The organism is Limosilactobacillus urinaemulieris (genome assembly GCF_014838745.1).
Classification (GTDB): domain Bacteria; phylum Bacillota; class Bacilli; order Lactobacillales; family Lactobacillaceae; genus Limosilactobacillus; species Limosilactobacillus urinaemulieris.
Map to the genome: position 1 here is coordinate 1 of NZ_JABUXR010000017.1, position 13926 is coordinate 13926.

Consider the following 13926-nt stretch of genomic DNA (forward strand, 5'->3'; position numbering starts at 1 on the left):
AAGTCGCCGTCTTGGGATTTAATTGATAGTGAAAATAGTCTGCACACTCATAAATTGATGGAGCGTGATCAAATAAGTGATACTTTTTAAAGAGTTGTTGCTGTAAATCAACTTCCATCACTTGTGGCAATTTGATCCCAGCCTGTTGTAAGAACAGATCATCAAAAGTAGAATTGCCAAAGCCAATTAAAGTATCAGCTTGGTTAAAGAGCTTTTGAATGGTTGGTAAGAAATCATTTAATGATGGTTGGTTAGTCACATCTTGTGGGTGAATTTTAAATCCTTGTTGAGTCGGGTCCCAATTTTTAACTCTTTCTGGTTTGAATAAGTGAGAGAAAACAATGTTGCCAAATAAATCCGTTATGGTTAGGTGAATGATTTCATCACTTTGCCAATCTAAACCAGTAGTATCAATCCAGTATATAAATGGAGTATAATATTTTACCATTTTTCAAATCCTCCAGCGCAAAATAATATATATTTTTTGGAAACTAAGCTATATTATTTTGCTCCACCTGCTTTCGGATCCGCTGCAAAGTTGAAATTGATATATCAAAAGCACTCGCAGTTTGCTTATAAGAATGGGTCAGTAAATACTCATAAGCGGCCTGATAGTGTGGGGTGATGGCTCTTTTGGGCCTTCCTTCATGATAATCAGACCGGTGCAGTTTAGCATAGCGTTTTCCTTCTTGGGTCCGGTCCACAATCATATCCCGCTCCATTTCCGCTACTGCCAAGAGAATGGTCTTAACTAACTTACCTACTGTTGAGTTTTCCAACATGCCAATGTTAAGGACATTGATCTTCACTCCTTGATTCATTAATGGGTCAATCACATTCAATGCTTCCCGTGTATTTCTAGCCAACCGATCCAGCTTAGTAACCGTAATCACATCACCCGGTTTCACCAATTGAGTGAGTTTAGCAAATTGGGGACGATCAGTAGTGGTTCCAGTAAATTTTTCGGAGAAGATACAATCATCACTGATCCCAGCATTCTGTAATTGATTAATCTGATCTGCTAGTTCTTGTCCCTTAGTGGAGACCCTAGCATAGCCATATTGTGTCATTTCAATCCATCCTTTTTGACCATAGTTTTTGAACATCATTAAGGCTTGATGTTATAGGCCCAGCCCCTTCATTCGCTTACTTACAAGTTTTTGAATAGGCTTGCATTAAATATAGTGCGAATGGTTGAGAATCTACATAGCCAAGTTGAAATTAGGTGTCGGGTAAACTGACACATTTTAGTCAATGTACGACACCATTTTTGACACCGGACTTTGAAATTTAAAAGTGTCAGTTATTAATTCAAATGGTGTCGGTCTGGTGTTAGTTAAGCTGACACCAGCAGATTATTGTTATATCAAGCATTTGGAAACTTTTCAATAATTATAGTGTCAGTCAAGGAATGATGGCTAAAGTTAGTGGTATCAAGGTGTTGAAAGAAAAAGTGTCAACGGTGTCAGGTTTTGAACAGAACTTTTTAAATTAAATATTAAATGAAAAAAATAATAGTAATTAGTGTTTAAAAGAGTAGGTAATAGTTATTTAATATGTTTTCATCTAAAACCTGACACACCTGGCACCTAATGGATTGGGTAACCAAAGTAATTTGAGGTCTACTGCTGATACTTGGATCAGTCTAATGTTATTAATCCTGAAAAGTTTTATTTAATCATTTAATTAAAAAGAAAGTGTCTAATCAATAATTGCAATAAAAGTAATTCCTCAACATCCTTATAAACTTGTTATAATAAAAAAGTGCACTGGCAACCACCAAAGCACAAGATGTCAACTTAGGAGCTAATCTCTTTGGGGACGTTCTTTGTTGCGCTTGGCTGGTGGTGTATTGCAGTACACCAGAACAAGAGCGCTACCGTTAAGCTATCAGCCTAATTGTTGAATATAATATATTCTCTGTTACGGTTATATTATAGCATGGTTTAGCGACTTTGACGACCGCTTGGCTTTCTGGCTGAGCGGTTTTTCTGTATCTTAATATTACTGCTTACTCTACCCATCAGCTTAAAATTTTTAATCAGGACCATGCAATTAATATAGTGCAAATCTACATAGCCAGGTTGAAATTAGGTGTCGGTTTAGCTGGCACATTTTAGCCAATGTGCGACACCGTTTTTGACACCGGACTTTGAATTTTAAAACAGGCTAGTTATTAACCCAATTGGTGCTGGGTTAGTGTCAAGTTAGCTGGCACCAGTAAAATATTGTTATATCAAGCACTTTGACACTTTTTAATAATTGTGGTGCCAATTGAGTAATGATAGATAAAGTCAGTGATGTCATGGTGTTGAAAGAAAAAGTGCCAACGGTGCCAGGTTTTAACAAGAACTTTTTAAGTTAACTAATTAGGAAGAAAAATAATAGTAATTGATGTTGAATTTAGTAGTTAATTATTATTTATTATGTTTTACCCCAAAACCTGGCACGCCTGGCACCAAATAAATTGTGTTATTGAAAATGGGTTAAAGTCAATAGTGAGTAGTAGTTAGACATTGTTTTCACTTCCGCTACGACCGTTGGCACCAGTGGAATCTAAAGTGACTTGAGAAATAGATTAATAAAAGTTTCTACCTATTATATAAAAGAATATGGATGAAGGATTCTGCATTGGAAACAATACACATTCAAATTTAGATAAGCAAAAGTGGTTACCGTTACTACATCATGTAGTTACATAAACGATAATCACTTTTATTTTTAAAATTAATTTTAATTAAACTAACAGGTGAGGATGCAATTCAAAATTGGGTAAAACAATTTTGAAAAAATTTTTTAAAATGAATTTTTCTTAAACTAAATGTGAGGGCAGAATCCGTTGCCTTAAAGAACGATTTTTAAAATAATTTTTGATTTTAATTTTTATTATAACAATTGGTGAGGGGAATTTTTCGAATGTTGAAAAAACGATTTTTAAAAATTATTTTCAAATGAATTTCAATTAAAACATATGTAGAGGAATTTCATAACCCAGAAAATACGAAGGAGATGAATAGCAATGATCATTGCTAGACCAAGAGATGGACCCTAAAGCGCATAAATTATTAGTGCAGTTAATTAGTATTTATAGAAAGAGGTAATTTTTATGACTATTTTACAAAATCCACCGTACTATATGAATATTTTCTTCCGCCAAGAATATGGTGAGTATACTGGTGGCTATGGAATAGTAGAAGCAGGGAAGCAAATTGTTTACCCGATAATGGATTTTACAAATTGTGCCAAAATGCATTCTGGTTATGGCGGAATAATTAAGGTTGCGGCAGAAAGAATGTATGCACCTGTGTATTCGGATATTCGTTATGCCAGATATTCTAGGTTTTCTGATATGGTTAATGCTCACCCGGAACTTAGTGATCGAAATGTTAAGAGAGCTATACGGTGTCGATTTAAACAACTAGGCATCAGAATGCTCACTAGAAAAGAAGAAAAAAACATTAAGCAGGTTGTGGAATATGATCCTTCTGCAGGAGAGCGACTTTCTAAAATTAGGGATAACATTGAGAAATATTTTGAAAAGCTACCCCAATTAGCATGCAAGCATATCTGTGACAATGAAATAGATCTATGGATGAAGCTGAGTGAAAATGCTAATTGATGACACCGGAATTATGACTTTCTCCACAACTCCATTTTACCTAATTGAAGCCGAACGGTTGCATCTAAACAAAGCGTTTAGCGGCAATAAGCTATTGCTGGAGCAGAAGAATGATGAACTAATTGTAACTAGTGCCTTTGAACATATGGTTAAGACTAGTTTTAACTTCACAAATAACGGCATCTATTCAGCCACCAAAACAATTATTGATGATGTGGTCCAGATCGATGTCCACTCTATGCTACCGACATTTGCGTATAAATTAGGGCTACTGAATTCTTACTACAAGAAATTGTTTGATCGCAAACAGCAAATTGAAGCGATGCCTAATTACCAGAATAATACTGAACTGGTTAGGGAACGGAATGAAATTAAGCTGAAGCTCAATTTGTATTGTTCCACTAATGATTCTGGTCAAGGACGGTATGTTAATCGATTACTGGCTGTATATAGCTCGATGAACTTCATGTTTGATGTGCTTAATTATTGGGGAATGTCCAATATTGTTAATTGTTTAAACGATGGCTTTATTATGCGAGTACCTCGTGATTTTGAGAATCAATATTTGAAATTTAAGGATCATTATCAAGCAGAAATCGATAATTTAACTTTTTCAATGAAACGATGGCAACATGCCATTATCAAAAGTCCGCAAGAGTACATCTTAATTAATAGTGAAGAAGACTATAAATGCCGAAATCATAACTTTGATGTGAATTCAGTCTACCAATCAAAAACTGGCAAGAGCTTGAGAAAGCTCAAACCAAAAGATGTTGATCAAGGCATTGTAGAACTAGCTCAGGCAAAAGAAAGGAGGTCCATAAAAATGCTAAACAATTACTTATTTAAAGAAGGTATTGATGGCGTTGACCCAGTAGATCAAGCAGAGAAGCTGAACAATATTAAACAAATTCTAGCTAAAGCTGGTGTCTATGATGCTCAGTATTTAATAGAAAGAAAGTATTATTATTACTTCACTCTTGACGAGGAAAACAACACGCAAGGTGAAGATTACGTTAATCGATTCACTCAAGAATTGTTGAGAAATCAGGTTTTCATTTCAGGTTGTAAGCTAAAGGATCGAATTAATGTTTTAGATCAAGCAATTAAGACAACTGAAATCAAAGATATTGACGATTATCTGGAAAACACCAATGCCAGTGTGATTTGTAACTACATACCGAGTGTGGTTGATTTAATCGGTGAAGGCCAATCGATTGAGGACTGGATGAAGTACGAAGTCCAAAGAATCAGGAACAGCAATGTAGAGCAAACATACCAATTTAATTTACTGGCCCTGGTCATTCAGATATGGGCCAAACTACATCATGGGAATGCTAACCAATTGGGGAACTATTTAACTAAGCTATGGCAGGGTAAGTATTTAGACCAATTAGACTTGGCCGACCATATCTACAATGCTCCGAACACCCTAGTAGTTGATGGTCGATTACTAGTTAAGGATGAACGGGGAATCTACTCCACTAAGGAATCCGTAGTTAATCATCTGCTGAAGAAATATTTCACTAAAAAAGAAAAACAACAGTTCAAGAACAATAAAAATAATGTGTTGGCTTTACTGGCAGACGAAAAGTATCAAGATCAGCTAGGTGATGGTTTCCAGTCGGATCATCAGGCTATCTTCCTTGATCAAAATGCGGAGATTAGGACAGATTCGCCATTTAAATATCAGCTTAATCACCATGTCAATGTGGATTACGATCCAACCATTGTTAATTCTAGTGAATATTTTCAGTTGAATTATTTTCTAAAACATCTTGCGCCAAAGGGTCTGAAACAATTAAAAGCAATGTTAGGACTGATACCACTCCAATATACCGACATAATGAGTGAGTTAAGAGTTTTTATTGTTTTGAAAGGAAAAAGCGGTGCCGGAAAGAGTACCTTAGCGGTCTTATTGGAGAAATTCTTCAATGACGAAGGGCAAAGTGGCTCTAATATCAGATCCAATACTCAGAACGTGAATCAAGCCTTTATTAACGGTCGCTACATAGCGTTGAATGATGTCAAAAACGGTAAGGTAATGCTGTGGTTTGACGACTTTCAGGCCAATGAAAAGCGGAACGTCATTACTGCTAATGCTGGAACCGTGATTAATGGGGTGATTTCAGAAATGGCCGTAACTGCTTCGGCTAAGTATGAGGCAGATCATCCGGTAACTTTACCGTCATTGATTGTAATTGCAACTAACGCCATGCCACAGGTCACGCAAGAAGGGACTGCAGCACGAATGTTTGTGATTAACTCACCGAAATCATTAAGGGAAGATCCCATCAAAGATGAGCAGGGACGGGTAGTCAACGTTTCTGATTTTATTAACAATCCTAAGGTGTGGCAGGCACTGTTCTATATCATTATGCAAGAGGCAAGTAAGCTGCTAAAGATGAGTGATAAAGAGCGGCAGAAAATCTTTAATCACAAATATTCTGCAGCTACTAAGCTAGCAGCATTAAATGATTCTTTGGAGCTATTTCTGGAAAATGAGGGAATTACGTCACTCTATGATCTGGTTGGGATCCAAGCTAATCGGTTATTCAATGTCTATAAAGATAAGATGAAGCAACCAAGTGCTTCATATCGGGCCTTCACTGAACAGCTAGAAATGCTGGGTTTTGTAATGAAGCGCAAACACTTCAATGGCAAGAATTATCAGAAAGTAATCTGCGTTAAGAATGATAAATTGGCCCAAGAAAAAATAAAAGCCATGTTTAACGATTTGCACGTTACTCCAGATCGACTTGGTAGTGTTGATAGAACAACTGGAGAAATTACAACCTTAAAAACATGGCGATACAAATATGATGAATTCAAAAAGAAGTATCCGCAGAGCAGTGCGGTATTTACTCCTTTTGAATTCAACAATTAAATAAAAACTTTACACAGTAATTTTAACATAGAAACGAGCAGCGAAACCGAAAGGATGAGTATTAATGCTATTGATTGATGAGACAGAAGATAAGACTGTTAACGTTGAAAAGTCTAAGTTTCTGCAAAAGTTTAACGCATTGCACAACTACAGCGACACAATAAAAACATCAGTGAATGTTTATGATGATCAGTGTCAATTGGTGGGAATTTATTTTCCTAGAGTGACATATGTGAAGATCGTTAATGAAATTGAGAAGTTAAGAAGTGAAATTAAGCGGTTAAGGAAGGAAAATGGGCATGGTTAAAGATGAAATCGTTAACTTGAAAACATTAGCAGATATTATCGGATGCAGCAACGGTTACATTTACACTTTGATTCGACTGGGTATGCCATATCATCAACTGGATCCGAAATCCAGACGCTACTTTGTGGTTGATGAGGTAGTTAATTGGCTGAAAACAGCGGGATTCAGGCAAGTCATAACTTGGAAAGCACGTTAATATTTTTATTAATGGGTTCTAGGAGTGATAATCTGTGACGATTAAATTAGTAACCAATAAAAATAGTAAGCATTGTGGTCAGTATTGGATCAGACCGCAGACTAGTGTGCATGGTAAGTTGGTTTCGGCTCCCGTCCACTATGCGGAAACGAAGTCGAAAGCTAGAAAAATTGAAGCCGACCTAATTGATCAAATCAAGACTGGGCATGATTTCAACACCGGTAGCAAGTACCTTCCACAGGCTTTGTCCGAATGGATTGCAAAGCAAATCAAGATGGAACGCTGGAGTCCAGCTTCGATAAAGACCTGGCATTATACGGAGAAAATGGTGCATTGTTATCTTGGCGGGGTGAAGGTCAGAAACTGTGATGAAGATACGATCAGAGAGTTCGTTACTACCTATGCTAGGGAACATCATGCTAGTATTACCACTCATTCAACTGCTAGTAAGCTGTTACAGCAATTGAGAACCTATTTTCTAACATTGGAGGGTGACGTAATTGTCAAATCACCAGTGCCTAAGCGACCAATTGACTACTTCTTCAGACGGGATAAGCAATCAATTACTAAAGAGAAATATGCAATGACGGATCAAGAGTTTCAGGCCTTTCGGCAAGCCATTCAAGACGATTTAACTCAGATCCCAATCCAAAGATGGGTAGTTAGGATGGCATTGTGGGTCGAAGCGGAAACCGGGATGCGACCACAGGAGATTCAAGCATTGAAGCTGGCTAATCTCACCCAAGATGAAGGTCACTGGGTATTTCGAATTAACGATTCTTATTCTGAATTGACTAAGGGGCTAAACGGTCACCTTAAAGCCCGCCGCAAAGGTGAAAGTCGTCTCACTCCATCAATAACTCAGCAGCTTTATGATCAGTTGCAAGTTTTTAAGAAAAAACAGGAAGAGTTTATAAAAGAAAAAGGTCTGCAAACTACTAGTGACTTATTATTCATTAATCTGACTGACTACCGGTTAGCCAGACTAGGATATCCAGTCACCCAACGTTCAATGAATGACATGTTAAAAGAACTTTGCCGAAGAATTGGGGTTAATAATGGGGAACTGCCATTGAGTTGCTATACCCTAAGAACCACATGTGGAACCAGGTTAGCAAGACTCGGCGATTATAGTTATGCCTGCAATCGGTTAGGTAATTCATTAGCTGTCTATATGCGGTATTACGTGAAGACGTTTAACACTGGATATAGCGGATTGATGGATCGCTACTTGTCAATGTAAATTATAGGATAAAGTACCAGCATAGGTGAATAGGCTTTATACTGGTACTTTATTTAATTTTGTACGAAAATTATAGAAAAAAGTCAACTATAAGAGTAAAATTAACTATAAATAATATAAAGGCGGTGCTCCAAATGGGAAATGAAGAAGTAATTGATTCGATTTTACAAGTAATGAAGGTTACGCGACGCGATGTTATTGACGATTTTAGGGAAGCAATTTCGGATGTAAATACTAACGGTTTGCCACAAGCAGTGTGGGCACGCAGAGCTAAAGTGTTAGTAAAAATTTTTAAGCACAATGATAGAATAAAAGTGTTACATATTAAGAGGGTTTTTTGGGAAATAAATCCAGTTTTTAATACTGAAACTGGGGAGCTATATTTATTATCATCCAAGAATAACTCTAAAAATATAAAAAATAAATATTTAAAAAATGGAACTTCAACTCACTACACTTATGATTTACTCATTTATAATTCTGGACTATTGCCTTTGACAAGTGAAGTAACCTTGTTCCAAAATAATGACGATGATGAAAAAAGAATTACAGAGAATCAAAAAATGTTGGGTGAATGGTATGAGAATGTAAAGAAAGTTTATATCGTAATCGTCGATTACATAGTTGATGAAGCTATTGAAGCAAGCTGTTTATTGCTCAATGATCAATATGCTACGGTAGATGAGGTTAATTTGACTCCATTGCTTCATGAGAATGATAATGACAATAAGAATTTGAATGGTGCTATGGATAATACTGATAATAAGCAGCATAAGCCTCTAGTAACCTTAAAAAAGAAGCAAAATAAGAAAGAGTGATGCACTATGTCTATGCCATTTAATGGTAAGAGACTAAAAGAAGCAAGAAGGTTTAGAAAACTATCTATAACTGATTTATCTAAAAATATTAAAGTCTCAAAGCAAATGATTTCAAGATATGAACATGGCGATTCTGTACCAAGCGCTAGTAATTATCAAAAAATAGTGCTCAATTTAAAATTTCCATTAGCGTTTTTTCAACAAGAAGATAAGTATAGTCAAGAAGACTTGGGAACATTCTATAGAAGCCGGCTCACGTCTACACGAGTTGAGAAACAACCAAGTGAGTTAAAGAAAAAGTATTTAGCTATTTTAGCAAATTTATTTGAAGACTATGTTGATTTTCCACTGTTAGAAGATAATATTGACTTTTCTTCTAAACCTGCTGTGGCTGCTCAAGAGCTTAGAAATGCTTGGAAAATAAAAGGACCAGTTCCTGATATGATCGATTTACTTGAAAGACATGGATTCAAACTTGCTTTGATATCGTCCTATTCAGGTAAAGTTGATGCGTTTGGCAGTGAGATTGAAATTAATGGTAAAAACTATTATTGTATTTTGATAGATTCGGATAATAATTCTTATTTTAGGCAACAATTTAGCTTAGCTCACGAACTTGGACATTGGGTTTTGCATTCGGGAAAGTTACAACCTCAAGAATTAGATTCAGTTGAATATAGGACGATGGAAAATGAAGCCAATTCTTTTGCTGCTAACTTTCTATTACCGTCTTTGCAATTTAAAAAAGATGTTTTACATAAAGAAACAAGCCTTAATAATTATATTTTTTTAAAACGTAAATGGAAGGTTTCCATTTCTAGTATGATATATCGCGCTAATTCATTAGGGTTACTTACTCCTAATGAATTTCGTAATTTACAGAAGCGGTTAAGTTATAATCATTGGCGTAAGGAAGAACCGTTTGATAAAGATTTTGTTATAAGAAAACCAGTTTTAATGGAGCAAGCATTTAATTTAATAAATAAAATTGAGCTTTTTGATGGTAACGTAATCAATGGACTATTAGAAGAAAAATATGGTCTTGCACTTCCATTAAATGTAATTTCAGAGTTATTGGGAGTTCCTGATGAAAAACTGAGGAATAATGGTTCTAATATAGTTACATATAAGAGTTAGACCTAATTACTTCATGAAAGGAATGGCAGTAAATGGATGTGGCATTAGAAAATGTTCAGGTAAAAAACATGCTGAACAAGGCTGAGGAGAAATTTATAAGTACGCTTAGTCGTCAGGTACAAAAGCAAATTGGTCAATTTACTACACCGCAAAATATTGCAAATTATATGTCTGATAGACTATTGGAAAAAAATCTTTGCCAAAAACATTCAACTTTTAAAATATTAGATCCAGGTGCTGGTACGGGTGTGTTAGGAATATCACTTGTGCAGAAAATATTTTCGATAAATAGTGATGCAATTGTCCAAATTGTTTCTTATGAAAATGATAACAATGCTTTGAAGGTTTTAAGGCATAACTATAAATTAATATCTAAATGGGCTAAAAATAATAATTTAAAATTCACATATACAATAAAACCACAAAATTATATTTTGGACGGATATAACTTATTTGATTATGGAATTAATAATCACGAAAATGAATATGATTTAATTATTTCAAACCCTCCATATAAAAAACTAAGAAAAGATAGTGAAGAAGCTGCGGCAATGTCTTTTATTGTGCATGGAGCTCCTAATCTATACGGGTTGTTTTTGGCAAAATCAATAATTGAATTAAAGCCAAAGTCAAATGCTATATTTATTATTCCCCGTTCATGGATGAGCGGTTCTTATTTTACTAAATTGCGTCATTTTATTTTTTCTCAAGGAAATATAAGTGAAATACATTCTTTCAAAACAAGAAAAAATAAATTCGGGAATGCAAAGGTTTTGCAGGAATTAGTTATTGTCGTTTTTAAAAAAAAGTCAGAGATTAATCAGATTAGATACTTTACACATAATAGTATTTCTTTGCTTAACAAGACAAATTATATAATGGCTGATAAAGCAAATATAGTTGTTGGAAAAGAGCAAAGAATATACTTAGTTAATAGTAAAAAAGATATTGAAACTTTAAAATGGGCTAATAGATTTTCAAGTACGGTTGAAAATTCTGGTTTAAAAATGAAGACAGGATTAACAGTATGTTTCCGTAATAAAAGTTTATTAGAGGATGAAGGTTCGAGTGAAAATGTACCTATTATTTTTAGTGATAATATCAGTAAGCATTCTGTCCATCTTAATAGAAAAAAAGGTCAATTTTTAAAAAAGAAACGTAACGGATTACTTCAAAACAATCAAGATTATATCTTTGTAAAACGGTTCTCCTCAAAAGAAGAAAAGCGAAGAATTCAAACCGCATACTATAATTCTTCAAGATTTAGCAAGTATGATCAAATCAGTACTGATAATAAATTAAATTTTGTTATTGCAGAAAATCATAACCTTTTAAAAGGAGCATATTTATTTCTATCATCAACTAAATTTGATGAATACTATCGTCTTTTAGGAAGCAATACTCAGGTAAATTCTACTGAGATAAATACGATGAAATGCCCAAGCAAACAACAGCTTATTGAACTAGGACAAAAGTACGATGCTCAACGCCTAGAGAGTATGGAACAGAGTATGATAGATAAATTAATTTCTAATATATAAGTTTAAAAGCGGAGGTTCTATGATGAGTAATAATAAACTAGATGATGTATGTAAAATATTAAAAGATGTTGAATTTAGTAATGACATAAACACTAACAATATGGCAGTGAGATTTATTGTTGCCGCAACCAGAATTACTAATGAAATGGAATGGAAAAATGCTACTAATGATGGAATAAGTATGCATGAATCTCGTCTATTCTTAAATAGTAACTATGATACTAACTTAAAAGAGAATACACGAGAATCATTAAGAAAAAATGGAGCAAAGAAATTAGAAACGGTGGGCCTTGCTAGAAATAATGAGTCTGAGGGGATAGCAACTAATTCTAGTAAATTTAAATGGTATTTGGATGATGATTTTTTTGATCTTGTTAGAAGTTATGGTACAAGTAGTTATGAAAAGCTATTACAAAAATTTCTGCCTAATAGGGAATCAAGAATCCAGTTGTTAAGGTCAACAAGAGAAAAAACTATGATCCCTATTAAGTACCAAGGTCATAATTTTAAATTAACTCCGGGTGCTCATAATATTCTTCATAAAGAAGTTATTGAAAAGTTTGCACCTAAATTTGCGGGCGGTTCTGAATTGCTTTATGTGGGGGATACTGCAAATAAAAGCTTGATTTTTGAGAAAAGTAAATTGCAACAATTGGGATTCCCAATTACAATGCATAAAATTATTCCAGATATTATTTTATATAATGAGAAGAAACGATGGTTATTTTTGGTCGAAGCAGTATCAAGTACTGGACCAATGTCGATAGATCGTGTTACTCAAATAAAAAATAATTATAAAGGTAATGCAGGGTTAATCTTTGTTACAGCATTCCAAAATTGGAGTGTCTACAAAAAGTTTGTTAACAAGATTGCATGGGAAACAGAAATATGGATAGCAGATTTTCCAGATCATATGATTCATATGAATGGAGATAGATTTATGGGGCCACGATAATTTATCACACATAATAACATAGGGTGGCGATTCATTATGGTTAAAATAGATTTTGCTTATTGTCCTAAAATTGCAGATTGTATTGATGCTGTAAAAGCCAATGAATTATGGCTAGATGGAATATTAAACGATAGTGATAAAAGAAAATTCGTTTGCCCTGGGAAAACGTGTAGTGCACAAATAACATGTGCTAATATGGACAAGACTAAAATTGAACAAGTTAGAGCGCCATATTTTGTATTTACAAAAAGAAACAAAACGATTCATGCACCAAAATGTGATTTTGAAGAACAAGTTGAACTGCTTAGGGAAAAACAAGATTCTGAAACGAGAATATCACAAGAAAATTGTGATCAAATATCTTTTCGAATGAATCGACCAGAAGATACAAAAACGATGAAACTAAGTATTAGTAGCGATTTGTCTAATGAAGATAAGAATGATGACAATAGAGAATTACCAGAGGCTGAATATGCTAAACGACAAATAACACATTCAAATTACTATTTATTATCTAGTTTAGTTGACAAATATTTAATTGCGTTAAAAGAAGATAAATTGGATAGTGTAAGAGTATTAATTGAGTATCCGGAGAAAGGCTATACTTATAAACTTAGTACGCTTTTTAAAAGAATTCATAATATAGGAATTACTAAGGACTTAAAGGGTAAGACAAAGATTTTTTATGGAAAAGCATTTATTAACTACAATCGTGATAAAACAGGTTATTGGATATCTTTCCAAGAATCATTTAAAACTTCTAAAAAGAAAGTTTTATGTTTTATCAATGCTGAAACCATCAAAAATACTGTAAACTATCAATTTAAGGAACGAAACCTTTTAAAGAATAATGTAGATAGAGAACTATACGTTTTTATCATGGGAAAAGTTAAAGAAACAGAAACAAGTGTTTATATAAATATTGATCCCAATAATCTAGATATGATGGCAGTTTCGATCGATGATATTTTACTCACAAAGTCTTTTGAGGTTAATAGTATTGAAGATTAGAATATTTAACACAAAATCTTAACACATTTAGGATGAAATCCTTTTACACCAAGGGTTGAACTACTCTAAAAAAGCGACTTTAGTGAGCACTACAAAAAACACATAAGCCTGTAATACCAGCGTTTATCGTTGGCATTACAGGCTTTTTTCGTTGCTTAAATGGCGCTGTTTTAACACGTTTGTTAACACGGACGGATGTTGATAAGTGGTTT

12 protein-coding genes are annotated in these 13926 nt (G+C 34.3%); 10 read left to right on the plus strand and 2 right to left on the minus strand.

What is annotated here, in order from left to right:
- Both HUK45_RS07750 and HUK45_RS07755 read right to left on the minus strand, forming a co-directional pair.
- A partial coding sequence (locus tag HUK45_RS07750) for a 3'-5' exonuclease family protein (protein ID WP_191911879.1) occupies nucleotides 1-448 on the minus strand: 448 nt, incomplete at its 3' end.
- Nucleotides 449-491: 43 nt separating this feature from the next.
- A complete protein-coding gene (locus HUK45_RS07755) occupies nucleotides 492-1070 on the minus strand; it encodes a recombinase family protein (protein ID WP_191911849.1) in 579 nt (192 codons plus the stop codon).
- 2036 nt (nucleotides 1071-3106) lie between these two features.
- Between HUK45_RS07755 and HUK45_RS07760 the strand changes: the two genes are divergently transcribed.
- The 10 genes from HUK45_RS07760 to HUK45_RS07805 all read left to right on the plus strand — a co-directional run bounded on the left by HUK45_RS07760 (nucleotide 3107) and on the right by HUK45_RS07805 (nucleotide 13714).
- Nucleotides 3107-3619 carry a hypothetical protein gene (locus tag HUK45_RS07760; RefSeq protein ID WP_191911850.1) on the plus strand — a complete coding sequence of 171 codons (513 nt, stop codon included), beginning with the start codon at nucleotides 3107-3109 and terminating at the stop codon, nucleotides 3617-3619.
- On the plus strand, nucleotides 3609-6506 hold the full coding sequence (locus HUK45_RS07765) for a hypothetical protein (RefSeq protein ID WP_413230828.1): 2898 nt from the start codon (nucleotides 3609-3611) through the stop codon (nucleotides 6504-6506). The genes HUK45_RS07760 and HUK45_RS07765 overlap by 11 nt, the downstream gene beginning before the upstream one ends.
- Nucleotides 6507-6570: 64 nt before the next feature.
- Entirely contained in the window at nucleotides 6571-6813 is a 243-nt protein-coding gene (locus HUK45_RS07770) for a hypothetical protein (RefSeq protein WP_191911852.1), read from the plus strand.
- Nucleotides 6806-7009 carry a hypothetical protein gene (locus HUK45_RS07775; RefSeq protein ID WP_191911880.1) on the plus strand — a complete coding sequence of 68 codons (204 nt, stop codon included), beginning with the start codon at nucleotides 6806-6808 and terminating at the stop codon, nucleotides 7007-7009. The genes HUK45_RS07770 and HUK45_RS07775 overlap by 8 nt, the downstream gene beginning before the upstream one ends.
- A 34-nt stretch (nucleotides 7010-7043) precedes the next feature.
- Nucleotides 7044-8252 (plus strand): tyrosine-type recombinase/integrase, encoded by a 1209-nt coding sequence (locus HUK45_RS09750; RefSeq protein WP_328797168.1) that lies wholly within the window; start codon nucleotides 7044-7046, stop codon nucleotides 8250-8252.
- Between the two features lie 134 nt (nucleotides 8253-8386).
- Nucleotides 8387-9070, plus strand: coding sequence for a DUF5986 family protein (locus HUK45_RS07785; protein ID WP_191911853.1), 684 nt, complete (start codon nucleotides 8387-8389; stop codon nucleotides 9068-9070).
- Between the two features lie 6 nt (nucleotides 9071-9076).
- Complete coding sequence (locus HUK45_RS07790; RefSeq protein WP_191911854.1) at nucleotides 9077-10207, plus strand: XRE family transcriptional regulator; 1131 nt, start codon at nucleotides 9077-9079, stop codon at nucleotides 10205-10207.
- A 32-nt stretch (nucleotides 10208-10239) separates the two neighbouring features.
- The gene (locus HUK45_RS07795; protein ID WP_191911855.1) at nucleotides 10240-11748 is read left to right on the plus strand and encodes an Eco57I restriction-modification methylase domain-containing protein; all 1509 of its coding nucleotides are present in this window, start codon (nucleotides 10240-10242) and stop codon (nucleotides 11746-11748) included.
- A gap of 22 nt (nucleotides 11749-11770) precedes the next feature.
- Nucleotides 11771-12703: a BsuBI/PstI family type II restriction endonuclease gene (locus tag HUK45_RS07800; protein WP_191911856.1), complete on the plus strand. Its 933-nt coding sequence runs from the start codon at nucleotides 11771-11773 to the stop codon at nucleotides 12701-12703.
- A gap of 36 nt (nucleotides 12704-12739) precedes the next feature.
- The gene (locus HUK45_RS07805) at nucleotides 12740-13714 is read left to right on the plus strand and encodes a hypothetical protein (RefSeq protein WP_191911857.1); all 975 of its coding nucleotides are present in this window, start codon (nucleotides 12740-12742) and stop codon (nucleotides 13712-13714) included.
- Nucleotides 13715-13926: the final 212 nt, after the last annotated feature.